Origin of the sequence: Propionispira raffinosivorans DSM 20765 (genome assembly GCF_000381065.1) — a bacterium.
GTDB lineage: Bacteria > Bacillota > Negativicutes > Selenomonadales > Selenomonadaceae > Propionispira > Propionispira raffinosivorans.
The window spans coordinates 1-25,990 of the sequence record NZ_KB905860.1 but is presented as its reverse complement, the minus strand read 5'-3'; the positions used below and the strand labels follow the sequence as shown (position 1 = coordinate 25,990).

The 25,990-nt window shown below is 36.1% G+C and carries 26 protein-coding genes and 1 pseudogene; 21 read left to right on the top strand and 6 right to left on the bottom strand.

The genetic code is table 11. The features are described from left to right. The first annotated feature begins 35 nt into the window (after positions 1-35). From F606_RS0115330 to F606_RS0115285, 10 genes and pseudogenes are all read left to right on the top strand, one after another. On the top strand, positions 36-1,349 hold the full coding sequence (locus tag F606_RS0115330; RefSeq protein WP_019554772.1) for a PTS sugar transporter subunit IIC: 1,314 nt from the start codon (positions 36-38) through the stop codon (positions 1,347-1,349). Positions 1,350-1,374: 25 nt separating this feature from the next. Continuing rightward, complete coding sequence (locus tag F606_RS0115325) at positions 1,375-2,841, top strand: glycoside hydrolase family 1 protein (protein ID WP_019554771.1); 1,467 nt, start codon at positions 1,375-1,377, stop codon at positions 2,839-2,841. Positions 2,842-2,854: 13 nt separating this feature from the next. Then, positions 2,855-4,279, top strand: a complete 1,425-nt coding sequence (locus tag F606_RS0115320) for a glycoside hydrolase family 1 protein (protein WP_019554770.1) — start codon at positions 2,855-2,857, stop codon at positions 4,277-4,279. A gap of 357 nt (positions 4,280-4,636) precedes the next feature. After that, positions 4,637-4,933 (top strand): annotated as a pseudogene (locus F606_RS21315) (type II toxin-antitoxin system RelE/ParE family toxin); the annotation flags it as partial. Continuing rightward, positions 4,926-5,201, top strand: a complete 276-nt coding sequence (locus tag F606_RS0115310) for a helix-turn-helix domain-containing protein (protein ID WP_019554768.1) — start codon at positions 4,926-4,928, stop codon at positions 5,199-5,201. The pseudogene F606_RS21315 and the gene F606_RS0115310, both read left to right, overlap by 8 nt. A gap of 99 nt (positions 5,202-5,300) precedes the next feature. Next, positions 5,301-5,903: a dienelactone hydrolase family protein gene (locus tag F606_RS0115305; protein ID WP_019554767.1), complete on the top strand. Its 603-nt coding sequence runs from the start codon at positions 5,301-5,303 to the stop codon at positions 5,901-5,903. 240 nt (positions 5,904-6,143) lie between these two features. After that, positions 6,144-6,869: an SAM-dependent methyltransferase gene (locus F606_RS0115300; protein ID WP_019554766.1), complete on the top strand. Its 726-nt coding sequence runs from the start codon at positions 6,144-6,146 to the stop codon at positions 6,867-6,869. Between the two features lie 178 nt (positions 6,870-7,047). Continuing rightward, positions 7,048-7,818, top strand: coding sequence for a serine hydrolase (locus F606_RS0115295; protein WP_019554765.1), 771 nt, complete (start codon positions 7,048-7,050; stop codon positions 7,816-7,818). 94 nt (positions 7,819-7,912) lie between these two features. After that, on the top strand, positions 7,913-8,515 hold the full coding sequence (locus F606_RS0115290; RefSeq protein WP_019554764.1) for a Crp/Fnr family transcriptional regulator: 603 nt from the start codon (positions 7,913-7,915) through the stop codon (positions 8,513-8,515). Between the two features lie 154 nt (positions 8,516-8,669). After that, positions 8,670-9,056, top strand: a complete 387-nt coding sequence (locus F606_RS0115285) for a carboxymuconolactone decarboxylase family protein (RefSeq protein ID WP_026329427.1) — start codon at positions 8,670-8,672, stop codon at positions 9,054-9,056. A gap of 457 nt (positions 9,057-9,513) precedes the next feature. Here F606_RS0115285 and F606_RS0115280 read toward each other — a convergent pair whose 3' ends face one another. Together F606_RS0115280 and F606_RS0115275 are read right to left on the bottom strand one after the other, a co-directional pair. After that, entirely contained in the window at positions 9,514-11,508 is a 1,995-nt protein-coding gene (locus tag F606_RS0115280; protein WP_019554762.1) for an oxidoreductase, read from the bottom strand. 320 nt (positions 11,509-11,828) lie between these two features. Beyond that, positions 11,829-12,203 carry a MerR family transcriptional regulator gene (locus tag F606_RS0115275; protein WP_019554761.1) on the bottom strand — a complete coding sequence of 125 codons (375 nt, stop codon included), beginning with the start codon at positions 12,201-12,203 and terminating at the stop codon, positions 11,829-11,831. Between the two features lie 247 nt (positions 12,204-12,450). Between F606_RS0115275 and F606_RS0115270 the strand changes: the two genes are divergently transcribed. Next, positions 12,451-13,617 (top strand): iron-containing alcohol dehydrogenase, encoded by a 1,167-nt coding sequence (locus tag F606_RS0115270; protein ID WP_019554760.1) that lies wholly within the window; start codon positions 12,451-12,453, stop codon positions 13,615-13,617. Positions 13,618-14,073: 456 nt separating this feature from the next. Here F606_RS0115270 and F606_RS0115265 read toward each other — a convergent pair whose 3' ends face one another. Then, the gene (locus F606_RS0115265) at positions 14,074-15,261 is read right to left on the bottom strand and encodes an arabinose transporter (protein ID WP_019554759.1); all 1,188 of its coding nucleotides are present in this window, start codon (positions 15,259-15,261) and stop codon (positions 14,074-14,076) included. Between the two features lie 347 nt (positions 15,262-15,608). Beyond that, entirely contained in the window at positions 15,609-16,058 is a 450-nt protein-coding gene (locus F606_RS0115255) for a hypothetical protein (RefSeq protein ID WP_019554757.1), read from the bottom strand. Positions 16,059-16,309: 251 nt separating this feature from the next. Between F606_RS0115255 and F606_RS23985 the strand changes: the two genes are divergently transcribed. From F606_RS23985 to F606_RS22770, 5 genes are all read left to right on the top strand, one after another. Next, entirely contained in the window at positions 16,310-16,429 is a 120-nt protein-coding gene (locus tag F606_RS23985) for a DUF6966 domain-containing protein (protein ID WP_407635981.1), read from the top strand. A gap of 50 nt (positions 16,430-16,479) precedes the next feature. Then, positions 16,480-17,103, top strand: coding sequence for a DUF3885 domain-containing protein (locus tag F606_RS0115245; RefSeq protein WP_019554755.1), 624 nt, complete (start codon positions 16,480-16,482; stop codon positions 17,101-17,103). 324 nt (positions 17,104-17,427) lie between these two features. Next, positions 17,428-17,760, top strand: a complete 333-nt coding sequence (locus tag F606_RS0115235; protein WP_019554753.1) for a DUF4279 domain-containing protein — start codon at positions 17,428-17,430, stop codon at positions 17,758-17,760. Positions 17,761-17,944: 184 nt separating this feature from the next. Continuing rightward, a complete protein-coding gene (locus tag F606_RS0115230; protein ID WP_019554752.1) occupies positions 17,945-18,460 on the top strand; it encodes a hypothetical protein in 516 nt (171 codons plus the stop codon). Positions 18,461-18,663: 203 nt separating this feature from the next. After that, positions 18,664-18,828 carry a DUF255 domain-containing protein gene (locus F606_RS22770; protein WP_211210082.1) on the top strand — a complete coding sequence of 55 codons (165 nt, stop codon included), beginning with the start codon at positions 18,664-18,666 and terminating at the stop codon, positions 18,826-18,828. Positions 18,829-19,280: 452 nt separating this feature from the next. On the opposite strand, the gene F606_RS0115225 is transcribed toward F606_RS22770, so the two are convergent. After that, positions 19,281-20,246, bottom strand: coding sequence for a helix-turn-helix transcriptional regulator (locus F606_RS0115225; RefSeq protein WP_019554751.1), 966 nt, complete (start codon positions 20,244-20,246; stop codon positions 19,281-19,283). Between the two features lie 251 nt (positions 20,247-20,497). On the opposite strand from F606_RS0115225, the gene F606_RS0115220 reads away from it, so the two are divergent. The 3 genes from F606_RS0115220 (at position 20,498) to F606_RS0115210 (ending at position 24,039) form a co-directional block, all read left to right on the top strand. Next, positions 20,498-21,046, top strand: coding sequence for a dTDP-4-dehydrorhamnose 3,5-epimerase family protein (locus tag F606_RS0115220; RefSeq protein ID WP_019554750.1), 549 nt, complete (start codon positions 20,498-20,500; stop codon positions 21,044-21,046). Positions 21,047-21,516: 470 nt separating this feature from the next. Beyond that, positions 21,517-23,682 carry an AAA family ATPase gene (locus F606_RS0115215; RefSeq protein ID WP_019554749.1) on the top strand — a complete coding sequence of 722 codons (2,166 nt, stop codon included), beginning with the start codon at positions 21,517-21,519 and terminating at the stop codon, positions 23,680-23,682. A gap of 51 nt (positions 23,683-23,733) precedes the next feature. Further along, positions 23,734-24,039: a hypothetical protein gene (locus tag F606_RS0115210; RefSeq protein ID WP_019554748.1), complete on the top strand. Its 306-nt coding sequence runs from the start codon at positions 23,734-23,736 to the stop codon at positions 24,037-24,039. A 170-nt stretch (positions 24,040-24,209) separates the two neighbouring features. Here the strand turns inward: F606_RS0115210 and F606_RS22765 are convergent, their stop codons facing one another. Beyond that, entirely contained in the window at positions 24,210-24,557 is a 348-nt protein-coding gene (locus tag F606_RS22765; protein ID WP_019554747.1) for a helix-turn-helix domain-containing protein, read from the bottom strand. A gap of 657 nt (positions 24,558-25,214) precedes the next feature. Here F606_RS22765 and F606_RS21305 point away from each other — a divergent pair. Together F606_RS21305 and F606_RS21300 are read left to right on the top strand one after the other, a co-directional pair. Further along, the gene (locus tag F606_RS21305) at positions 25,215-25,424 is read left to right on the top strand and encodes a type II toxin-antitoxin system RelB family anti-toxin (RefSeq protein ID WP_019554746.1); all 210 of its coding nucleotides are present in this window, start codon (positions 25,215-25,217) and stop codon (positions 25,422-25,424) included. Between the two features lie 99 nt (positions 25,425-25,523). Further along, the gene (locus F606_RS21300; protein ID WP_019554745.1) at positions 25,524-25,763 is read left to right on the top strand and encodes a PTS sugar transporter subunit IIA; all 240 of its coding nucleotides are present in this window, start codon (positions 25,524-25,526) and stop codon (positions 25,761-25,763) included. Positions 25,764-25,990: the final 227 nt, after the last annotated feature.

The following is a 25,990-nucleotide window of genomic DNA, read 5'->3' as shown; positions in this document are numbered from 1 at the left end:
TCTGCTTTAGGTCACTGAAAAAAGGAGATGATATCATGTTTTCAAAAAAGTTTGAAGATACTTTGATGATTATTGCTGAAAAAGTCGATGAGAATAAATATCTCAATAGTGTAAAAGATTCCTTCACTGTATTTATGCCCTTTGTTATCGCCGGTTCGTTTGCCGTGTTGCTCAATTCGGTTCTCTGCAGCCCGAAAACGGGTCTTGCACAGTGGATTCCCTGGTTGAGCAATTTGAGTGTAGCTTTTACGGCAATGAACTTTGCTACATTAGGTATTATGAGTATTCCTGTTATTTTTCTTATTGCAATGAATCTTGCCAAACACGATAAAAATCCGGAATACATCACAGGTGTTGTTGCTGTAGCTTCCTATTGTTCTGTTATCCCGGAAGTTGTAACTATAACCGTGGATAGTGTAACGGGAAAAGCCGCTGGTATTCCCAGCGCAGCACTTGGTGCACAAGGTCTTTTTGTTGGTATGCTGCTTACAATTGTAATTGTAAGACTGTTCTCGAAACTTACCAAAATAAATGCTATTAAGATTAAGATGCCGCCATCTGTACCGGTAGGCATTACAACTTCATTTAATACGCTCATTCCTATTATGGTTACGCTCGTCACAGCAAGTGTCGCCGGAGCACTTTTTCATCTTGCAACCGGTGTCTACATAAATGAGTTTGTTTATCAGGTTCTGCAAGCACCGCTTGAGATTGTTTTTCAGAGTCCGGCTGGTATTCTTGCTATTGTCATTTTTTCTCAGCTTTTTTGGTTCCTCGGTATACATGGCGGGCTCGTCATTTCACCAATCCGTAATCCGCTCATGGCTGTTGCTATCGCTGCAAACATTGCCGCGGCCGCCAATGGTCAGGTTCCTGATCAGGCAGTTACCTATGGCTTTTGGATGAACTTTGTTGTAGCAGGTGGCGCAGGCATGATTTTTTCACTCATCTTGGCAATCTTTATGTTTTCGAAACGCGAAGACCACCGTATGATTGCAAAACTTGGTTTGGGCCCGGCGATTTTCAACATTAGTGAACCGGTCGTATTTGGATTGCCGCTGGTATTAAATCCAACTTTTGCTATTCCGTTTATTTTCAATTCCGGTATTGCCTGTGCCATTGCACTTTTCTTTACTAAAATTGGCTTCATGCCATGTAATATTGTTGACGTTCCCTTCGGTGTGCCATTAATTCTAGGGGCCTTTATAGGCCACGGCTGGCAGGGAACTGTCGTTCAAATTATCAGTATTGCAGTAGCTGTCGTTACATGGATTCCTTTTGTTCTTATGGCAAATAAGGAAGCAGAGAAAGAAGTAATGAAGAAGGCTGCTGAAGCGGAAGAAGTCTAAAAACATCAAAAGGAGAATATACAGCATGAGAAAAAATAACTTCCCAGAAGAATTTTTATGGGGTGGTGCTACAGCGGCCAACCAATGCGAGGGTGCCTGGAATGAAGATGGCAAGGGGATGTCTGTTGCTGATTGCAGCAACTACAAACCAAAGGCAGATCCCAAAGACTACAAGGCTCAGCACGGCATTACCGCCGCTGATATTGAAAAGGCTATGAAGACAGATGATATTATGCAATATCCGAAACGTCATGGCATTGATTTTTACCATCATTATAAGGAAGATCTTGATTTGTTTGCTGAAATGGGCTTTAAAGTTCTGCGTGTTTCGATTGCGTGGACACGCATTTTTCCGACTGGAATCGAGGATCAACCCAACGAAAAGGGACTGGCCTTCTATGAAAGCCTTTTTAGTGAAATGAAAAAGCGCGGCATTGAGCCGCTTGTTACGCTGCATCATTACGAAATGCCTCTATACCTTGTTAACCATTATGACGGCTGGTACCAGCGTCCTGTCACGGATCTGTTTGTAAAGTATTGCAAGGTTGTTTTTAAGCGCTATAAAAATCTTGTCAAATATTGGTTGACCTTCAATGAAATCGACAGCGTCTTCCGTCATCCATTTACGACTATAGGCGTCGTAACAGACCGCTATCCGAAGGAAAAGCAGGAGGAAATTATCTATCAGGCACTACATCATCAATTTGTCGGTAGTGCGCTTGCTACGAAATACCTGCATGAAATTATTCCGGATGCCAAAATGGGATGCATGGTAACGCGCACACTTACTTATCCGGAAAACTGCAATCCCAAGAATTGTCTTTTGGCACTTAAAGACAATCGTAATAACTATTTCTATTCCGATGTACAGGTCTTCGGTGAGTATCCGGTTTTCATAAAAAATTATTGGAAAAAAGAAAACATCCAGATTCATATGGAACCAGGGGATGAAGAGATTATCAAATGCTATACAGTCGATTTCGTTTCCTTTAGCTATTATATGTCGATGGTTTCAAGTATCGACGCTGCAAAAAAAGAAAAGGTTAATGGCAATCTTTCACAAGGGGTTAAGAATCCATTCCTTGACATAACCGAATGGAATTGGCAGGTCGATCCGACAGGGCTGCACTATGCACTCATCGATATGTATGATCGCTATCGCCGACCACTCTTCATAGTAGAAAATGGACTTGGCAGCAAAGATGTTTTGCATCCGGACGGCAGCATAATAGACGATGATCGTATTGATTATTTCCGTCAGCACATTCAGGCTATTGCTGATGCCATTGATGATGGAGTTGATATTATGGGGTATACACCCTGGGGCTGTATTGATATGGTGAGTATGTCAACCTGCCAAATGAGCAAGCGCTATGGTTTCATCTATGTTGATCTCGACGATGAGAACAGGGGAACCTATAACCGTTCACGCAAAAAATCATTTTACTGGTACAAAAAAGTCATCGATTCCAATGGTGATGATCTGGAGTAGAGGAGGGTTTCAAATGACAACAACTTTTCCAAAAGACTTTCTTTGGGGTGGTGCAGTTGCTGCTAACCAATGTGAAGGAGCTTATCTGGAAGATGACAAGGGATTAAATATCTCAGATGTACTTCCGGGTGGCAGTGATCGTTTTGCGCACATTGTAGCGGAAATTGACGAGAAAAATTACTATCCATCACATGAAGCTGTTGACTTCTACCATCATTATAAGGAAGACGTTAAACTCATGGCAGAGATGGGATTTAAATGTTTTCGCACCTCGATTTCCTGGGCACGTATCTTCCCAACTGGTGAGGAAATAGAACCAAATGAAAAGGGACTAAGATTCTATGATGAACTTTTCGACGAATGTCTGAAGTATGGCATAGAGCCAGTCATCACGATTTCACACTATGAAACACCGCTTTATCTCGCAAAAAAATATAATGGCTGGGCAAGCCGAAAGCTCATTCCGCTCTTTGAACATTACTGTGAAACTATTTTTAAACGTTATAAGAGCAAGGTCAAGTATTGGATGACTTTTAATGAAATTAATAATACGCTTCGTCTTCCATATTTGGCGGCAGCCATCGATATTAAAAACAAGGATACTTCTTGGTTTGGAGATGCCTTTCAGGCCAGTCATAATATGTTTGTTGCTAACGCTAAGGCGGTGAAACTATGCCATGAGCTTATGCCTAACGCGCGTATTGGCTGCATGCTGTCGTTGAGCAACGTCTATCCTAATACCTGCAAACCTGAGGATATCTTTGAAACTTACAACTTCCGCCGGCGCTCGCTTTTTTACTCAGATGTTATGATGCGAGGTAAATATCCTGGATACTCACTGCGAATGATGGAGGAAATGGGTGTCAAGCTAGATATCAGAAAAGGTGAACTTGAGCTTATCGCAAAATATACAAATGACTATCTTGGCTTCAGCTATTATCGTACCTCTAACTTTGCTTCTAACGTGGAGATGAAATACAATACGGGTGGCAGCGTCGGTATTGACAATCCTTATCTTGAAAAATCGGATTGGGGATGGGCTATTGACCCGATTGGTTTCCGATATACCTGCAATGAACTCTATGACCGCTACCAAAAGCCAATCTTTATTGTCGAAAACGGTCTTGGCACAGTGGATACCATAGCTGCAGATGGCAGTATCTACGACCTCGATCGCATGAAATACCTTGCGAAACACGTCGCTGCATTGCGTGAAGCGATAGCGGACGGCTGTGATATTCTTGGCTATACATGGTGGGGTCCATTTGATATCGTAAGTGCTGGTACCGGCGAGATGAAGAAACGTTATGGTTTTATCTATGTTGACAAAGACAACGATGGAAATGGCACATTGAAACGTCGTAAAAAAGCCTCTTTTGACTACTACAAAAAAATTATTAGTACAAATGGTGCGGATCTTGCTTTGCCGGAAAAATAAACAGTCCTATTGTCTTCCTAAATATTGGGTTGATATGAAAAGTTATGCTAAAGAGAGAACGACATGGTGATTTTGCTGTGTCGCTTTTTTGTTTCTGAAATATCTTACAGGGTGCATTGTCATAATACAACTCCTATAATTGATTTATAAAAATTCCCATTTAATTATGTCTGTTTAATACGAATTTTTCTGGGAAATGTTTTCACAATAAATGTTTCTCTCGTCAATTGTTTAGTTTAAATATAGATTATTTGTTGCTTGGTGATAGCGTATATGCTATCATTAAGTTATGGAAAATATTAATTTTGAGTTTGCACGTAAAAAAATGGGTCCTGTGAATTTGAAGATTTTTTAGATAGTTTACCAAATCCAGATAGAGATAAACTATTAGCATTAATATTAAAAATTGAGGAAGTTGGTATTATAACAGCAAGTAAAATGGAATGGGTTAAAAAATTTACTGATCATGTTTTTGAAGTTCGGTCTAAACGTGCTAGTAACATTCAACGAGCTTTTTATTTTCATGTTGTGAATAATCGATATATTATTACGCATGGACTTACTAAAAAAACACAAAAGACACCTGCTGAAGATATAAAACATGCTAAACAAATACTGGATGCTTATTTAAAGGGGGAACTATTAAATGAATGACATTAGAAAATATATAGATAAAAAAGCTAAAACTGATCCGGAAATTTACGATAGAATTGTTAAAGAATCAAGTAATCTTGATATAGCAATTGCTCTGCAGAATTTTAGACAATCCTATGGATTATCTCAAAGAGAATTTGCTAATATTGTTGCTAAACCACAATCAACAATTGCCAGAATAGAAAACGGCAATATGAGTCCATCCACAAAAACACTTACAGAAATTGCTAGCAAATTTAACAAACGTGTTAAATTTGATTTTGTTTAAACATCATCGATATCGTCTGCAAAAGTGGACGAAAATCATCGCTGAATACATTGCGAACGGCTTGACGATTCAAACTTTTCTTAGAGTGAGGTGTTATCAATGCTGACTCATAATAATCAATCAGATACAGTAATTATTGTTCTTCATGAAATTTATGGGATTAATGAACATATCGTGAATGTATGTGAAAAATTATCAAAATATAAATATGATGTCATTGCTCCTAACTTGCTTAATGGTAGAGGGGCATTTAGTTATGACCAAGAAATGGTAGCATATCATTATTTTATGAATAATATTGGTATTGAGAGTGCGTTTAATCAAGTAAAAGAAGTTCTACATAATATACGAGCCAATTATAAAAAGGTTTACGTGCTTGGTTATAGCGTAGGTGCTACACTTGCGTGGTTGTGTAGTGAAACTGGTTTATGTAATTTTAATGTTGGATTTTATGGTTCAAGGATACGAGATTATCTTGAGATAGAGCCTAAATGCCCTGTCTTACTGTTTTTTCCTACTGAAGAAATAGCTTTCGATGTGAACGATTTGACTGTGAAATTAAATTGTTTAAATAATACCAAGGTTATAAAAATATATGGTAAGCATGGCTTTGCCAACCAATTTTCGAAGAACTATAATAATAAATCAACTCTTATAGCCAGTAAAGATATTTTATTATTTCTTAAAAAAGTTTTAGCGTAATGCTGATACTTTTTTTGTATATACTATTAGGAACGTGCCATGTAATGTAACTGATTTTACGGGGAATTGTTAAGCGTTAGAATCTTTAAATGCAGTTTTATATGAAAAGTGAGAACGACATGGTGATTTTGCCGTGTCGCTTTTTTGTTTCTGAAATATCTTACAGGGTGCATTGTCATAATACAACTCCTATAATTGATTTATAGCAGTAAGATAAAAGATTATTGGAGGAAGAATAGTATGTACACATTTACAAATCAATTTATTTCCAGTGAGAATAACATGGAATTTTTGAAAGCTTCCATGATGGGGCCTAATGCCATGCGAGTAGCAGAGGAATTAGCGTCATACCTAAATATCAATGAGAATATGCGTATACTTGACCTCGGTTGTGGGTGTGGTCTTTCCACGCTCTTGCTGACACAAAAATACGGCGCAAAAGTTTTTGCCGCCGACTTGTGGATTTCACCGACTGAAAACTATGAACGTTTCAAAGCGATCGGGCTTGACGATAAAGCTGTTCCGATTTCAGTAGACGCGACCAAAGGATTGCCTTTCGCAAACGGATATTTTGACCTGCTGTTTACCGTGGATGCTTACCACTATTTTGGTGATACAGAGGAGATGCTACCGTCGCTCCTTCCTTTTGTGAAAAAGGGCGGCTATATTGCTGTGGCTATTCCCGGTTTAAAATACGAATTTGGGAAAAATGTTCCCGATGATATGCAGCCTTTTTGGAATAGTGAGATGGAAAGAACCCTGCACTCTCTTGCTTGGTGGAAAGATTTGTGGCAGAGAACTGAGGGCATTGAAATGGTAGACAGTCGCGAAATGGCCTGTTGCAGACAGGCATGGGAAGAATGGCAAACAGGGGATCATCCCATTGTCGCTGAGGACATCAAAATGATGAAGGCTGAGGGCGGAAAGTATTTTAATCTTGTTCAGTTGATTGCTAAAGTCATTTGAATTATGCCAGAGACAAAAGATTAATCCGTAGAAACCTTTAATTTACTATATCGTAGGTTTTTTATAAGGCGACTGAACGACATAAGGGGCTTGGAGGTATAATTTATACAGACTTGCAGAAAATAATGAGCCACAGTGGTATAATAATGAATAAAATACTTTTCATGGAGGTGACTAAATGAAAATGAAAAAAATAATTGTTGCGGTATTAGTTGTACTAACTATCTTTAGTACAACTGCTTTAGCGGCGTCTTCATTCGAAAAGGAAATAAAGAACGATTTAAAAGGTTTTAGTGGGACGGCAGGATTTTTTGCTAAAAACTTAAATACTGGGAAAACTATGGCGTTTAATCAAGATGTTGTTTTCCCTACAGCTTCCACCAGTAAATTAGTTGTGGCATTGGCTACATACAAATACCTCTATCCCAATGCTGGAATAGAGAAAACCAGTGAGTATGACCAAGAAATAAAATTAATGATGACAATTAGTGACAATGATTCATTTCAGAGTCTACTAGATGAGATGGATGCCAATCAGAAAGATGCGTTGAATAAGGTGATTAAAGATCTCCATCTTCGTCAGACACAAATTCATAGTGAGGATGCTTTTAAAAAGTATAATTATCATAGTGTAACGACACCTTACGAAATGGCAAAAGTATTCGAAAAAATTTATACGGATAAGTATCTGGATAAAGACAAAAATGAAACGTTAAAGTATGAACTAGCTAATTCAATTTTTCACGATGAAATTCCACGTTATATGATGACCCCAGTTCTTCATAAAGTGGGGGAATTAGACCAAGTACTTTGTGATGTGGGTGTCGTTCAAGATGGGCATGATCCCATATTAATCAGCTTCTATACCGTTACAGCCGATCATGAGTATTCTAGTGATTTCATAGCAACCGAATCAGCAAAAATCTATAATGCATTAAGACGAAAGTGAATTTACAACCGTTTACTAAAAAAATATAATGGTTACTGCCTTGGTGAAGAGCTATAGAATTATTTGATCTAATTGGGGATTGGAGTACTTAATAATGAGTGAAAGTTATATTATCCAGTTATCTAAGGCCATAAACACATATGCGAGTGTTCCTGACGATGAATTGATCAAATTCATTACTGTTGCGCACCCTGTAGAAGTGAAAAAAAGTGAGTATTTCATCAAAGCGGGGGACCTAGAACCTTGGCTTGGTTTTATAATTTCGGGGGTTTTTCGAGGATTTCATGTTGATGATACAGGGGCGGAATTCACAAAACATTTTTTTAAGGAAAATGACTTTATGACGGCGAATAGCCGATCACTTGTTGATAAGGATTTTGTGAAAAAGGAGTCCGACTATTATTTTCAAGCTTTAGAAGACTCAACTGTGTTAAAGATTGATCGGGTAGAACAACGGGAGTGTTTATCACATCCTTGTTGGCAAGAAATATTTGCGAAAGAGATCGAACATGTACATACAATTGAAGAACGTAGAATCAAGCAGTTGTTACTAGCAGATGCGGAAACTCGATATTTTAACTTTCTACAAGATTTTCCCAGCTTAGAGCATCGGATAAAGCAATCTCATATTGCCTCATATGTCGGGGTATCACCGGTGTCTTTGAGCAGAATTCGTACGCATATAAAATCAAATTAACATAGCTTAATAATTTACCGCTTACCACAGTCTTACCAGTGTCTTTGAGCAGAATTTATATGAATTTTGTTTTCATTAACATAGGTTAATGAAATTTTTAGGTCCTTTCTGTATAGTGTAACTATAAATATATAGAGAGGATGAGTTGAAAGAAATGGATAATAAATTTCAAAAAGGGCAAGAAACATTCGCGGAAGTATTTGGCGAGGGGAATCAAGCGGCAATTCAGTCTATAGAGGAAATAGCACCTGGATTTGGTAAACACATTATTGAATTTGCTTTCGGGGACATTTTTTGCAGGGATGGTCTTAGTCTTAAGCAAAGAGAGCTTATATTAATTGCTTCTCTTACGACATTGGGAGGCTGCGAGTCTTGGCTTAGCACGCATATTTATGCTGGCTTAAATGTTGGACTTGCTCCTAGAGAGATAGTTGAAACTATTGTCCACTGTTCACTTCCTGCTGGTTTACCAAGAACTTTAAATGCATTACATGTTGTAAAACAAGTTTTTCAGGAAAAGAATATTAAAATTGAGGCATAAAATTTGATTACGTGGATAGAATTTGTAGACAGCAACAGTATGGCTAGTAAAGGAATCGGACGTAACATTAATAAAAATGTAGAAAAAAACTAAGCCGAAACTGTGGTGCTATCTAGTAGTTCAGACCAGCCAGTATAATATTTTATATCAATTGTACAGGTTGAAGTGCTTCTAGATTAGCTGGGTGATCATTATTCAATAAGCGTCAAAAATGCCGTTACCAACTGACTTGTTGTCAAGGTAACGGCATTTTTGACGCCTCAGCTTGTTTCGCCCGGCTCGTCAATTTTGTCATAAACTTTCACCTCATATAGTATAGGAACTGCTTGGGGCTTTTTACAATTAGCCTAATTATATATAATTCAAATTTCATTTTCAATAAATAAAAGAATAGCAGCACACAAATATCCCCTGATAAGCAAAAGATCTTACCAGGGGATATTTAAATTATAAGGGGTTACATTCTTGAGGCTACTTCAAAGGCATCCCAAATGGCATACATGATATTTGAAACTTTACGGGCATCACCAATTACATGAATATCGGAAAATTCATACTTAAGTTCATTATAAAGAGAATTTTCAGAGCTATACCCAACAGCTAGGATTACGCTGTCACAAGGGCGTTCTTCTGTTTGGTTGTTGACTTCCAACAAGACACCCTTGTCTGTAGTTTTTATGATTTTAGCGGATGTTAGTACTTCCACGCCTTTAAAGGGAACCAATCTTTTCAGCATTTCCGAGTTAGCATGGCACAGTGGACCATTTATTGCCAGCAACTTATTTTGTACTTCTACGATTGTAATCTTTTTCCCTTGATCAGCCAGCCAAAGAGCTAGCTCGCAGCCAACAAGTCCGCCACCAACAATTACGACCTTGTTGCCAGCATCCACATTTTTCAGCAACACTTGGGCAGCAGAGTAAACTTTACTATTATCGCCAAGGTTAAACATTTTTGGTTTGGAGCCTGTGGCAATAATTAGCCCATCTATTTGATTTTTACGGATCAATTCAGCGGTAGCTTTAGTATTGAGGTGAACTTCCACATTGAGTTCTTTTAACGTAGTTTCATACCAATCGACTAAAGCATGGTCGTCTTCTTTAAAATCTGGCACACCGCCTGGGATCAAATTGCCGCCTAAGCGCCCGGTGCTTTCATAAATTACGGGTTTATGTCCGCGAAGGGCTAAAACTCTGGCTGCTTCACAGCCTGTTACTCCACCACCTATAATCAGTACCTTTTTGCTTTTCAGTGCCGGCATAAGCTCCGTTTCTCTTTCCCGGCAAGCTCTAGGATTGACCGCACAATTTAAGGAAGAAAACTCCTGAATACGTCCCATGCAGCCTTCTTGACAGGACAAGCATGGTCTAATATTAGCTGTTTTTCCGCTACGCAACTTATTTACATAGCTTTCGTCAGCTAGTAGGGGACGCCCAAGACTTACCATATCACAAGCGCCATCCTCTACTGCACCTAATGCTAAATCAGGATTATCCATGCGCCCGGCACAGATAATAGGCACATCTACTACGTCCTTTATAATCTTAGCATAAGGAATATAAAGACCCTTTGCCTGGTACATAGGCGGGTGACTCCACCACCAGGAATCATAGGAGCCTACATCGATATCAAGGGCATCATAACCAAACGCTGCTAGAAGCTTGGCTACTTCAATTCCCTCAGGGATGTCTCTGCCTTTTTCTTCAAATTCTTCCCCTGGAAGCGCTCCGTCACGCCAATCTTTGATAAAGCTTTTAGGACTGTAACGCATCGTTACCGGAAAATCTGCTCCACAGGTTTTTTTGATTTCTTCGACGATTTCTTTGGCAAAACGCAGGCGATTTTCTAAAGAACCGCCGTATTCATCAGTACGCTGATTGAAAAAGGCAATGGCAAACTGATCGATTAAGTATCCTTCATGTACAGCATGAATTTGGACACCGTCAAAGCCAGCTCTTTTGGCATTGTAAGCGCCTTCGCCGAATTTATGTACAATCTGTCTAATTTCATCAACAGCTAATTCTCTGCAGGCTTTATCAAGCCAGCGGTGAGGAATAGGAGATGGTGCAACCGGAGGATGATCACCTAAATTTGTAGGAATGGTTACCCTGCCAAATCCGCCACTTAGTTGAAGAAAGACTTTGCCGTCATAGGCATGGATACGTTCCGTCATTTCTCTGGCGGTACGGATAAAATGAACAGGATTATGAGTAGAGCAAGGAACATGACAGACGTCGTGTTCTTCGATTACGTTATCAACAAAGGTAACGCCTGTAATAACAAGGCCTACTCCGCCACGTGCCCGCGCCGTATAATATTCGACACCCCGCTGATTAAAGCCGCCTTCCGAGTCTGCGAGGCCCAAAGGGCCCATTGGAGCCATGGCAAAACGGTTCTTAATTTCGATGGAACCTATTTTTACTGGTTCGAATAACTTTTGATATTTTTGCACTGTATACTCCCCCTATTTAATTGAATGCATTCAGTGAGATGAGTTAATGTTATAATAATTTAATTATTCTGTCAATTGTGGATTTTTCAAGGGAATCCATACATAATTGTAGTAATTTAAAACAAAGTGACAGATGTGCTCCTAGTAATAGCTAGTGCCCTATTAGAAACTGGTTGATTGGCGACTGATTTTGAGGCAGTCTATTACATGCCATTGGTGCCACATCCATCAAAGTAACATTTTATATTTGAACAATAAGTGCTATTATTGTATCCATCATTAAGACCGAACAATAATTATATGGAGTAAACCAACCTGGATTATGGGAATTTAACTGTCTTTTCCATTACATCATATAATGCTAGCTTATAGTTGATTCTTTCCAGATGCTTTAGAATCTGCGTCAGTTGTTCCTCTGCTTTTGTTTTATGCTCCAGCATCATCTGTTTGCGTTCCGAGATTGTACTATCCCCTTGTTTAAATAATTCCGCATACCTTTTGATTTCCGAAAGAGGCATACCTGTTTCGCGCAAAGATATAATAAAGTATATCCACTCGAAATTTTGTTCGTTGTAGATTCGATTGCCATTTTTATCACGCTCTACAAAAGGCAATACGCCTTCCTTTTCATAAAAACGTAAAGTATACTCGGAAACACCTGTTTCTTTTGCAAATTGCTTGATGGAAATTGCCATTGATTCATCTCCTAATCGAAAGGATATCTTAGAGTGACTCTATGTAGATATTATCATAGAATGAATTTTCCAACAAGAATATACGCGATAAATTTGGATTTTTAAGTACGAATTATATATCGCAGTTGCTATGATATCTAAGATATCGCGCGGATTTATTGTTTTTGTTTTCTTACTATAAAAATATTCTTGACTTAGAGCTTCTATAATGCTTTATCCTTATATATATAGAAGGGGAGTGCTTATTATGTTAAATTTTAATTTTTATAATCCAACGCGCATTTTATTTGGTAAGGACATGCTTAACAACATTGATCAACTTATTCCAGCCGACGCAAATGTTTTAATTACATATGGAGGCGAAAGTGCAAAAAAATACGGGACGCTGGAAAAAGTAAAAACCGCACTGGGAAACAGAAGAATTCATTACTTTGGAGGTATAGAGCCAAATCCTCATTATGAAACCCTGTTAAAAGCCGTAGAGGCAGTGCGCCATAACCGCATTGATTTTTTACTTGCTATCGGCGGCGGTTCTGTCATTGACGGAACAAAATTCATTGCTCTTGCCGCTTCATACGAAGGAGAACCACTTGATCTTTTGCATTACGGTTTTACGCCCATTGGCCCGGATACTATAAAAACAGCGATTCCACTTGGTACCGTACTGACACTACCCGCTACCGGTTCAGAAATGAACTGCGGTGGTGTAATTAGTTACGGACAAGGTAAATACCCGGTTTTCAGTGAATTAGTCTTTCCTCGTTTCTCGGTATTGGATCCAAATCTCACCTTTACACTACCCAAGATCCAAGTAGCAAACGGCGTAATTGATGCCTTTGTACATACGACGGAGCAATATCTCACATATCCTGTAGATGGCAGAATTCAGGATCGTATATCGGAAGGTATCCTGCAAACATTGATCGAAATAGGTGAAAACACAATCGCCGAACCGGAAAATTATGATGCGCGTGCCAACCTGGTCTGGAGCGCAACACTGGCACTCAACGGATTAATCTGTGCAGGTGTTCCGCAGGACTGGGCAACTCATATGATTGGACATGAATTGACCAGCTTATACGGCATTGATCACGGGCAAACATTAGCCATCCTATTACCGTCATTGCTGGAAATCCGCCGTGAGCAAAAACATGCTAAACTTCTACAATATGCCGAACGTGTTTGGAACATAACGGAAGGAAGCGAAGCTGTTCGAATAAATTCAGCGATACAAAAAACGCGTGAATTCTTTGAAAGCCTAGGCGTAAAAACACGGCTGTCCGACTATAATATTGGCAAAGATCAACTACTGGTTATCATTAAACAGTTAAAGGCGCATGGCATGACCGCACTCTCAGAAACTCAAGATCTTTCGCTGGATGTGAGCCGAAAAATTTTAGAGAATGCGCTATAGAAAAAAGCAAAAAATGCAAAAAATGCTGTGATTGTGGGTTCGCTTTTTTCAATGGAAACAGTAGTAATTGGTTAATGTGTAACGGGAAGAAAGTCACTTTTAAGCTACTTAAAAGACAAAAAAACAACACCTAACTCAAATATAGAGGTATTATAAGTTTTTATTAGTGGAATGGGCACAAGTACCTTTGGGGTGTCTGGGGCTTACAGATAATAATTTTGTTGATGCCAATATAAATAGACATTAGGCAAATGATTGTCTAATGTCTATTTTTTGATTCAATTATGCAGATTGGAATGTCATGGAAGTACATTGATAAAGACTCGAAACCATACAACGTATGGGATCAGAGCCTGAAAAATGTGATTTTTAATGCCATGTACGGGAAGACATGTTCAATTGCCGTATTCTCGGACGAAAATCAACGCAAGAGTCAAAGCAACAATACCGAGAATGCTAATTCGCGGTACTGTTGCTTGGCAAATTGTTGATGCGCATTGAACGAACTATAATAATACCAACGACTCCAGCAATAAAACCGAAAAGAAAGGTTGAAGAATAGCTAAATTTATCGGCAAGAAGGCCCGCAATCGGTGCAGAAAAGGCATAAGCAATATCCTGAAACATTGAGAATCCTCCGAAAGCGGTGCCGCGCTGTTCAGGGCTAACCATCTTTATAACTTCTACACCCATAGCCGGGTATATCATTGAACAGCCGAGACCGGTAAGTAGAGCACCAATCAATGCAAGACTATAATGAGGTGCAAGCCAGAGTAAACTTTGCCCAACCGTTTCAACTACAAGCGAAACGAGAGCGACTTTTACTCCTCCAATTTTATCGGGTAGAGAACCGAAAAGAATCCGGCTTATCACAAATCCGATTCCGAATAACGAAAGACCGACACCGGCATATGGCCATCCTTGATCTTTAAAATAAAGCGAGATAAACGCTCCGAGAACCGCAAAACCGACTCCTTGAAGCATAACGGCAAATCCTTGTTTCCAGATTGTTCCCAAAAGATTGAGAAACGATTTTTTCGCTTCGGTAGTTTTATGAGGAACAACTTCAGGAGAGGTGAGAAACATGATAACGCCGAGAATTGGCACAATGGATGACGCTAGCATGACCGAACTAAAACCGAAATACTTATAGAGTGTAAGTCCCACAGGACCGCCTAATGCAAATGTACCGTACATTGCCATCCCCAAAATCGAGAGTATCTTTCCTGACTGGCTAGGGCCGAGGCGTGAGAAATGCCAACTTAGAAGCCCGACGGTTGCCATACTTTCTCCTATGCCGAGCAGGAGCCGTCCTGCGATAAGAATTGCGAATGCGATTGAGGCACTCATTCCACTTGTATCGGCAGCCATGCAAACAAGTGCAGCAGCCATGTAGAAGAAAAAGCCGAGCATAAAGCATTTTTTGCTGCTTTTTGCATCAGCAAAATTCCCCGCGTGCTTTCTGGAAAGAATCGTTGCAACGAAGGAGACACCGACAGCGGCTCCCCCTAACCAGTTAGGAAGTTTGAGCTCTTCTGTTACGAATACAGAAACAACAGGAAGTGCCATCGCGACGGATAAATAGGTGAGAAAAATTGCAAAACCAAGTTTTGCGAGACTTTGCTTTAATGATACTTGAGACATATGACCCCCTTAGACTATAAACCACCTAGTAAAATGGTACAAAAAAAACGCACCATCTGCCACATGGCAAACAGTGCGTTGGCTTACGTGAACGCTTACGTTATTAATTATGATATAAAGTATAGTTCTTTTCTTGCAAAAAAGCAATCATTTTTACATACCGCTGTTTTGCAATCGAATATTAAAAACACACCGTTCAAAGCTCTCAACTGTGCTGATAATATCTATAAAATAGCGCATCAGGCAAAGTAGTGGAAGCGACCAATAATTTGTATGCTCAGTAGCGAACTGCCGATACGAGCGCTACTGCTTTTCAGTACATGACACCGATACTGCTATTTGGGCCGTTAAGGATAAACTTGCTTGCAACGAACATGCACATTTCCATCCCAGAGCGCAAAATTTTCTTTTAATTTAGCTGGCAATATTTCAATGATATGAGATGGAATTCCTGGAGTCTCTTTTATTTTTAATCTTTTCTTATTTTCGTAGATACTTAGAAAGTCCCAGTATACGATAAAGATATCGTGAGATTTTTCAGATATAAAGTCCATCCATCCGTCAACAATTAAATTATCATTTGTATCAAATAGTTTTATTACAGAAAAACAGTCAACTGAACCATCTAAATAGTTTGCACAACGGCCTTCAATACAACTATCAGACCAATCAAAAAGTAGCTCGTTATTATCTATACCGTATTTTGTTAAATCATTTATTAGTTGTGTTTCAACTTCTTTTCTCAAAAGTTTTCCCATAGAAATGGACAACCCATAATTAGAATAGTTCGGTTTCATTTTTGCCCCCATATACTTAGACTTTATTTATATTATAATACATTTAGTAAAAATCAGCATTTGCGTGCTGATTTTTATATTTGCAGGATTAATATGCAGTTTTGTTTAATATTGGAATTAGGAATGGGAATGATTCGGAGGTAATTAAAATGAACTTTAACAGAAATGATATTGAAATACATTATTGTCAATCGTTACGTGCTTTGAAATTTATTTTTGAGCAAACAGAAGTGCATTATTGAGCAAAATGGATTGAGAAAGATTTAGATGAATGGGAAAATGAAAAGTCTGTTCATCATCATATTTCTGCTTACGGTGGAATGGGGTCATTAAGTGATTTGATTATTTGTACCCAAAATGGACATTTATAATGTTTTTATAGGTTCGGAGGTAAGCGTAATTTTTTAATAGGAGAAATCAAATGAAAGATAATTTGTTTAAATATATAGATGAGAATTTTCCTAACTTACATAATGAAATTAATATAAGATATGAACTAGGTGAACCTTTTAAAAATGGTTCTGAGGAGAGAATCAATCAAGTAATGACAAGAGTGATTTCAATATTTGAAGATTTATTTGATGCGGAAGATGATATATATATTTATATTCAGGATTGGGATATAATAAATGACCCAATGTTTGGTAATACAACACCAAACTATATATATCGTTTGCTTGCAAACCATGTTCTTGAGGAAAAGGTTTTGTACAAAGTTGATGAAGATATTGATGAAATGGGTAACACAGTACAAATTACGCAAGAATACAATGTCAGGTTATTGTATGAACGTTTAGGAGGAATTCCGTATAAAGAAATACTTAAAGGTATTGCACATTATGAACAAGGACGGGAACCATCAATCAGCCAAGCTGTTTATTTCATTAATCTTGAGAAAGACATTTTATTTCATATGTACGATGATAGAGGCTGTATTGTTTATTCGAATTCATCGGATAAATTAGCTTATATGTATCATAAATATAATAACTGGATAGTCAATTATTGGCGCGATTCTATCGATAGTATATTTAATGGCAAATAACTCAGATTTGTAGACTGGAGCTTTAATCACAAATAATTTTCTCTAAATTGTTGTGGAAAGAAGAGATATGATGGATATTAGTAGATTAAAAGAAATTGCTATTAATGAAGTATTAAATCCAACATTTGAATTAACTAAACAATATTTGCAAGCGAATGAATGATGCTTTTCTAACAATATCCCTCAGATTGATGATGTTGAAATAGACAGAGATGCAAACACAGCGGCTGTTTACTTTCCGATAAAAAAAGAAAATTTCTATTTTGTAATTTATGTTGAAAACCTAGAAGTAAATTGGATGGGTATGTCAGCAGGAAATAGAGTTTGATTATTTGCTTGTTCAGAAATTCTTGTACTGAAGAATTAGTTGGTTATTTAGGGTTTGAGCCAACTGAAAGATGGAATATAAACGATAAAACAAAGTTTGGTGGAAAAAGGAAGAAAAGCGGAATTATATATCAACCTATAGAAAAAAAGACTGGAGAAGTAGAAGATAAGCTAACCAATTTATTAAATAGATTGTTACCCTATAAAGAAGAGATTAGCAAGCTTTCAGATGTTGCATCTGTTGAAATACAGGTTACATATTATGGATATAAAGATGAGATGTGGGGTTTTCATTTTGATAAGAAAATCATTAAGAAATTATCGATTTAGGATTAGATATTGACATTGATTTATATGCAGGTGGCAATGACCTCGAATAAATGGTAAAACTGAATCATGAAAAGAAGATATGGATGTGAGATGCAATATTGATACATCAAAAATGGCATCTGGAAATTAATGGGGTGTATATTGCTTGCATCTAAAATATATGAATAATACGAGGTATTAAAAAATGGGGTTATTTGATGAAAAAGACAATAATAGAGATTTTGGTTTTATTGAAGAATTTGAATTTCATTATTCAATCAAGAAACATGGTTGGACAGAGTGTGAAGTAGTTTGTAATAATATTGCAATAGAATTTCTGATTACTCATGTTTTTTCAGACCCAACTTACGATTTGATTGATGGATTAATTAAGTTGGTTAATAGAGAAAATGAAATAAAAATAATTTGGTATGAGGAACCAGGAAGTATTTTATGGATAATAAATAGAAACTCTAAAGAACATCATAAATTGAACATTAATTTGAAACAATTGAAAAATTACTATAAAGCAAAAGAAGAGGATATATTTTTGGAATATAGTTTTGAAATATATGAGGATTATTTTATAAAAACGATATATTGCCAATTATTAAAGGAATTTCTTTTATCAAAAAATAAGGGATATTCAAGAGATAGAAATTGTAAAGGGTTTTTAGAGAGATTTAGAGAATTACATAAAATGTTAAATTATAAAGTATGAAGAAACATTAATAATTTCCAGGTTTGATTATTCCAAAGATAAATATGCTGGATTCAATGTAAAGAAAACATATTCAGTATTTAAGGAAAAGCCTCTAAGGGGGTAAATTTTTTAATAAAAGTATTGGCGTAATGCTGATACTTTTTTGTATATACTAATCATGAACGTGCCATGTAATGTAACTAATACATAGGGGTGATTTCGTGGACAAAAAGCCTAATCGTTTGATAAAGGAAAAGAGCCCGTATCTTCTCCAACATGCCTATAATACAGTAGATTGGTATCCTTGGTGCGATGAAGCATTTGAAAAAGCAAAGCGAGAAAATAAGCCAGTGTTCTTTAGTAGTGGATATTCGTGCTGCCATTGATGCCATGTTATGGAACAATGATCAATCGATGACTTTGACATAGTTAAAAAGGTGGGGTGTAGGGCCACGGCACGCCTCCACCATGTAAATTCAATTTTTACGATAATAGACAAATAACCTTTTTTTGACGTTTAATATTAGACAGGAAGCGAAGTATCATTGGTAACGGCGAAAAATGCTTGTAATAAAAGATAAAAATCTAGAAGGGACGGAATTTCTGTAACATATTTTAACAAGTTGCAGGAATTTTGTATTTATATGTAAAAATTAATAACTGTGAAATGTATAAGTCTAGCAGACTCAACAAAACATATATCAGGTGTGACAATATAAGACCAGAGCGGAATCGTTACAGTCTCTTAAAGCATATTGTTTTCATTTACTTGATATGGGTGTTTTTAAAAGTTACTTTTTTCCTTTGTATTTTAGTTTTGTTTGGAAAAATAATGATTTTACTTTCGTACAGGTCGGATATATTTCCAAAACCGCTCAGGATTAAATGAAAAGTAAATTATTCTACCGGGGGAAGTATCAAAGCAGTAATCAGTACCTGCAAAATCAAAAGTTGCCATTGCCTTTTCCATCGTTTCTTCTACACTACGATTTTCTTGCTCATAATCGAATGGGCCATGTTCAAAAACAATATACTCGGCGGAGGGAACATCAATCAGAAGCATTTGTTCGGGTAATTCGCCTTTATAATCAGCAGGAAGACGTACACCATAACACTCTGTACGTGGAATACCCCAATCACAGAGTCTGCCGTCCGGATCATTAATGTATGCCATGATCTGACCGCTGCTGCTGTTCGCTTCGCTTCCACCATCGTCATCTAATTTGCCCTTGATACTATCGAGTAAGCCGCAAATTGTTTCGTAGTCCTGCCCTGGAATAAGACTTTGTTTTTGCCAAAAATCCCAATACCCATTACTCTCATAGTTTTTAATGTGCAAAAATTTGTGCGCGGGAATGGTTACAAAATAAATTTTAACATCATCTGTAGATTTCATCATACCAATCTCTCCAAATCCGAAAAAGTAGCGATCAAAAGGGTTTATTTTTGTACGAAGAACGACAGGCTTAGGGCTTTTTCGGTATGCACTTGGAGTTATACCGTAGGTTCCCTTGAAAGCTCTGGTAAAAGCTTCATGTGACGAAAAACCATAATCAAAAGCAATATCCAAAAAGCTTTTTTTACTATCTCGTACCTCTTTTAATGCAAAGGCTAATTTTCTATGCCGCAGATAATCTCTGAATTGCATACCTGATATTTCTTTGAACTTTCTCGTTGTATAAAATTGGGAATAGCCCAGACTGCGAGAAAGAAAGCGTAATGTTAAGGCTTCATCCTTATAATTTTTAATACATTTGTCAATTTCATCAACAATTATTTGAATTTGTTTTTGCCACTCATACATTTGATGTTCACCTCGTTTTGATCACTCTGTATGTATTATAAAGATATACAGAGATTCCTGCTTGATTTTACTTGCTGTTATTTCATTTTTTTGTGATTACTTTGGCAAATAAATTAATTCAAATTGAATGAATAAATAATATTCTTTGAGTCATCTAATTTTGTGTTGTGGGAAATGCATGTAAATTTATGCCTGTTGATACAGGCAATAGTTCTCTAAATTTGTAAGTTAGAAAGGGAGGCGGGGTAGTTATGATACATTTGACACATTTAGATCTAAAAGAAGTATGTGTTTTAAATTATGATACAAAAGAAGACAATAGGGGGATTGGTTATCGACTTTTTTCAAAAAGACAATTAGAAGAAGTTGGCATTTATACGGAATTTGTTGAAGAAATTTTAAATTGTCCTTCAAAAAAAGGAACATTGTATGGAATTCATTTTCAAAATCATCCCAGAGCGCAAAACAAACTTTTATTTTGTATTAAAGGGAGTGGGCTTGACTTTGCAGTAGATTTAAGACGAAATTCAGCTACTTATAAAAAGTGGGTTTCTGTCGAATTATCGGCTCAAAACCGAAAGCAAATATATATCCCCGCAGGCTTTGGACACGCTTTTCTATCTTTAGAGGATGACACTCAAGTTGTTATGCAAATTGATAATTATTTTGATGCAGCGTTATCACGAACGATCACATATGCAGATCCTGACCTTAACATTGCGTTTAATATTTTAAAACCTATTCTTTCAGAAGGGGATAAAAATGCACCAACATTAAGGAATTCTGATTGTAATCTATAAGTGAATAATAAGGCGCTATTGTTTTAATATATACAACCTTTGATCTATATATTATTCGTGAAAAAGATTAATGGTAGTTTTTTATTGTGTTTACTTGAACTCATAGGACAAAAGGTTTATAATTGTATGAAAATTAATTATTTTGAATAAATTTAAAAATGTAAGTTTTGTTGATTTTTATGTCGACATCAAGAATTCTTGTAACGCTTAAAGTATGGAACTGTTCGATTTTTGTAAGAAAATGCACGGCAATCAATACGAAAAGAAGTGACGAAATGGCAGATGCTTGGCAAATGGTGAAATCCATTGGGAGAAACAAAATTTACTATATCGTAAGATTTTTATAAGGCGACTGAATGGCTAGATAGTATGGTTTCAGTCGTCTGTTTTTGCGTTGTGGAAAATATAATGTTTAGTAAAAATGACAAAAAAGAAGCGTCATTGTTGGCGTATTGAAGAGGCGAATAACTTTGATTAATAAAATTGTCATGGAAAATATAGCTAGTTATAAGCAGAAAGCTGAATTGTTAACCGATAAAAAAATAAATTTAATTTATGGATTAAATGGTACTGGGAAAAGTACATTATCGAATTATCTATATAATATGAATGATTCAAAATATGCGTCTTGTAGTGTTGACGGGTTAGCTGACATAGATGATGTTTTAGTATATAACCAAAGATTTATTAATGATAATTTTTATGAGACAGAAGATATACAGGGTATTTTTACTTTGTCAAAAACCAATGCAAAAGCAAAAATTAATATAGAACAAGCAAAACTTCAATTAAAGCAGTTAAATGTGAAAATAAGAAAAAAAGAAGAAAGTAAAGAATTATTACAAAAAACACATGTTAAGCAAGTGGAAAATGCTCAAAATAAAATTTGGAAAATAAAAATAGAATATTCTGGTGGTGATAGAATACTGGCATATTGTTTAACTAATTTAAAGAGTAGAAAAGAAGCTTTATCCGATCACATTGGCAATATTAAAAAGGTTGATCTACAGCCTAAGTATACAATTGATGATTTGAAAGAACAGGCAAAAATGTTACAAGATGGTGATGATTTTTATTCATATGTACCTAACTTTGCTTTCGATATGAGTGAACTTGAGGGGGCAAAACTTTTTTCAAAAATCATTGTAGGAAATAAGAATAGTACAGTGTCTGAAGTTATAGATAAGTTGGGAAATTCAGATTGGGTGCAAGAAGGCTTAAAATATGTTCAAATGCAGGACGACGATAGGGTATGTCCATTTTGTCAAAACAAAACGCTGAATAATGAATTACTGAATAGTATTAAAGACTACTTTGATGAGAGTTATCAATCAGATATTCAAAAAATAAATAAGATCTTAGAAGAATATCATTTGAAATCTCAAATAATATCAAGTTTAGAGATCTATTTAAATAATTTTGTAGGGAAAAAGCATGAAAAAGATTTGAGATTGTTATTTAATAGTTTACAAAGAGTGGTTGAGAAAAATATCCAAAAAATGAAACAAAAATGCAAAGAACCAAGTGCTGAAATAGAAATCGAATCTTCGGAAGAAATGAGCCGTGCACTTGCATCGTTAATTGTAAAAATAAATGAAGAAATAAAAATTTTAAATGATAAAATTTCAAACAGACAGAAAGAATTAGAAAAAATAAAAATAAAGTTTTGGCAACTTATGCGATGGGAATATGATTCAGTTATCGAAACTTTAAAAAAAGATGATATTTTTTTTAAAAAATCAATAGCTACCATAGAGGGTGAGATTGGTACTATAAAACAAGAAATAAAATCTCAAGAGAAGGTGCTCACTCTTAATCAGAAACAAACAGTGAATCTTGATGAGGCAATTGGCAATATAAATCAAGGGTTGCTCGATATTGGCATTGATGTATTTAGTATAGAAAAGTATTCAGAAGAAGATGCATTATATCACTTAAGAAGAGAAGACGAAGTAGAAAATGTCTTTAAATCATTGAGTGAAGGTGAGAAGATGGTTATTAGTTTTTTATATTTTATTGAATTATGTAAAGGTGAGAGAACTACAGATCAGATTAGTACGAATAAAATTGTTATGATTGATGATCCAATTTCAAGTTTATCACATATATATATATTCAATATAGGTCGACTAATTCATAATGAATTTTTAAGAACTGATAAATATGATCAAATTTTTATTTTGACACATAGTTTATATTTTTACTATGAACTTACATGCTTGCAACATGATGATCGAGAAAAAACTCAAAAACTTTTTCGTCTCATTAAAAATAAAAATGGTAGTGTTTTTCTAAAGATGAAATATGAAGAAATACAAAATGATTATCAGGCATATTGGCATATTATTAAAGATGAGAATCAACATTCAGCTTTAATAGCTAATTGTATGCGTAATATCATGGAGTATTTTTTTAACTTCGTTGAGAAACAAGATTTTTCTAATGTTTTTCAAAAGCCAAACCTGCGAAGTACAAGATTTGATGCTTTTTATAGATATATGAATAGAGAATCACATTCAAAAGGGCAAAATGTTTTTGATTTAAAAGAGTTTGATTATGCTAGCTTCAAAGAAGCTTTTAGGTTAGTTTTTGTAGAACTTGGCTATGCGGAACATTACAAAAAGATGATGAAATGAGTTTAATTTTTATAAATTTAATCTAATATAAAATAGTAGAGGAGAAAGATTATGATTGAGATAAAGAATCTAGTTGAGGGCGATATTAAGGTTAATGAAGATACTAAAATAAGCGGTATGTTGAATGGTAACGCATTTGTTAGTTCTAATAAAAGATTAGATGTTAATGGCATATTAAATGGAGATGTATATATTAGTCCATCTGCACAAGTTTATATATATGGTATAGTCGATGGCGTAATTGAAAATAGGGGAGGACACTTGGAGGTATTTGGGGTTGTAAAAAAATTCATTTTAGATAAAAAAGGAGAAACAGAAATACATACTAATGCGATTGTAAGTGGTAAAAAATATTAGAAGTATATACTGGGGATGATGCGAGTAGTGTAAATACATCTCTGAATTTTATTTTGTCGTATAAAAAATGTAAATCATCGTACTACTCAATTGTAAAAGCTAAAAACCAAAAAAGCGATATAGGGTTGGCAGTTACACGCCAACTCTATATCGCTTTTTTGCACACAATTTTATTTTTTGTTTATCGACAAGGCATCGATGATTTGCATCACTAAGTTTAAATTTTTCGTTGAGAGTTTATTGAGTTTTTTATGTATTGCTTGTTGTGAAATCACAGCATTATTTTTTACTGTATCTGTAGATGGGCTGTTCACTATTGGAAGATCGGTTTTTTCTAGTAAATAATCTGTTGTAACATGAAAAAAGTTTGCTATGTTTTGTAACACATCATACGTTGGTTCACGTCGACTTTTTTCATAATGGGAGAGTGCAGAGCGTTTGATTCCAATTTCATCAGCAAGTTCTTGTTGTGTTAAGTGAGCTTCTTCGCGTAATGTTGCTATTCTATCGCCATACATGAGTTTTCCTCCAATATTATTTCATAAAAGTAAATCAGTTGAAATTTATATTTTTTTGCTACGAAACGGAGTAGAAAAATATTGACTTGCGACAAAATGTATTGTATTATATAAAATATAAAGATACATTTTGTCGCAAAACATCCGTATAGATAGTTTATATGAAGCGGTTGATACATTGAGGTCATCAGTTCAATAACCTTAATTTTACTGTTCGAGACGGTAGATATATATTCCTCTACCATCAAAATAAAGTATCTTTAAAAACTTAAATTTTATGATTTAGTATCATTTGGATTTTTGATACCGTGTTTATGTAGCACATAGGCTTTGACTGTAGCAAGTTCTTATTTGACGGATTCTGGTAAATTATTGAGGTCGTTATTAGACCAGCTAAATCAGTTAATTTATTAAGCGTAAGACCTTTTTCTTGGCAAAGTTCTAGGATTCTTAAGGTAATTTTTAGCGGTGCTATCCATACTCTATAATTCCCTATTTTAATGTACTATCGTTATTTTAACATAAATAATGCCAAATTTGCAGGTAAAAGTTTCTACGTTTTTAAGGGTACGGTTCAATTTCCAAAATATGAGGCAATCTTAAAGAGGGAATGCCGTACCTGCCATAAGGAAAATTAAAACATCGAGGTGAGGAACCGTGATACGGGACTTGGTACTGTATATCAAACAGGAACGTATGGCACAAAATCTTACCATGAACGAATTGGCTTTGAAAAGCAGCGTCAGTCAAGTGCATATAGCTAATATTGAAAATGGAAATGTAATACCAACGCTTGAAACGTTAGAGAAGCTGGCTAAGGCTTTAGGTTTTGACATTGCCCTGCAGGTAAAAGTCCGCAGGCCATAAATTGGAAATTAAAATCGGAAAATTCTGTCAACATAAGGAGGTGAGAGGGAACTCGGGGGAGAGCAAGATTTGCATAAAAAAGATAGGAGGGATTCACTGATGGATCTTACGGAAATTGTGAATGAAAACTTGATTCATCTAGACATGAAAGCGACCACCAAAGAAGAGGCAATCTGGGAATTAACCGAGAGTCTGTACAAAGAAGGAAAAGTGAGCGATCGGGCGCTTTTTGTGAAAGATGTATACCGCCGTGAAAAGGAAGGGAAAACGGGTTTAGGCAATCATATTGCTATCCCGCTGAATAATATGGTCCAAACTACACCATCAGCCCGGCTTTAGGAAACCGGCCTACCGGAAAATTGGAAACCGCGATTCCGGTCATGGAAACCAATTCGACCTATAATGGAGTTATACACCATTCGGTGTAAATTCATTTTTATGGAGGTTATTTCTATGACTCACTATCGCGAAATCCTACGCCTGCACGTATTAGGATTCAGCCAACAGAACATCGCATATAGCTGCGGTGCCTCAAAGAAAACCGTAAACAAAATCATTCGGTTGGC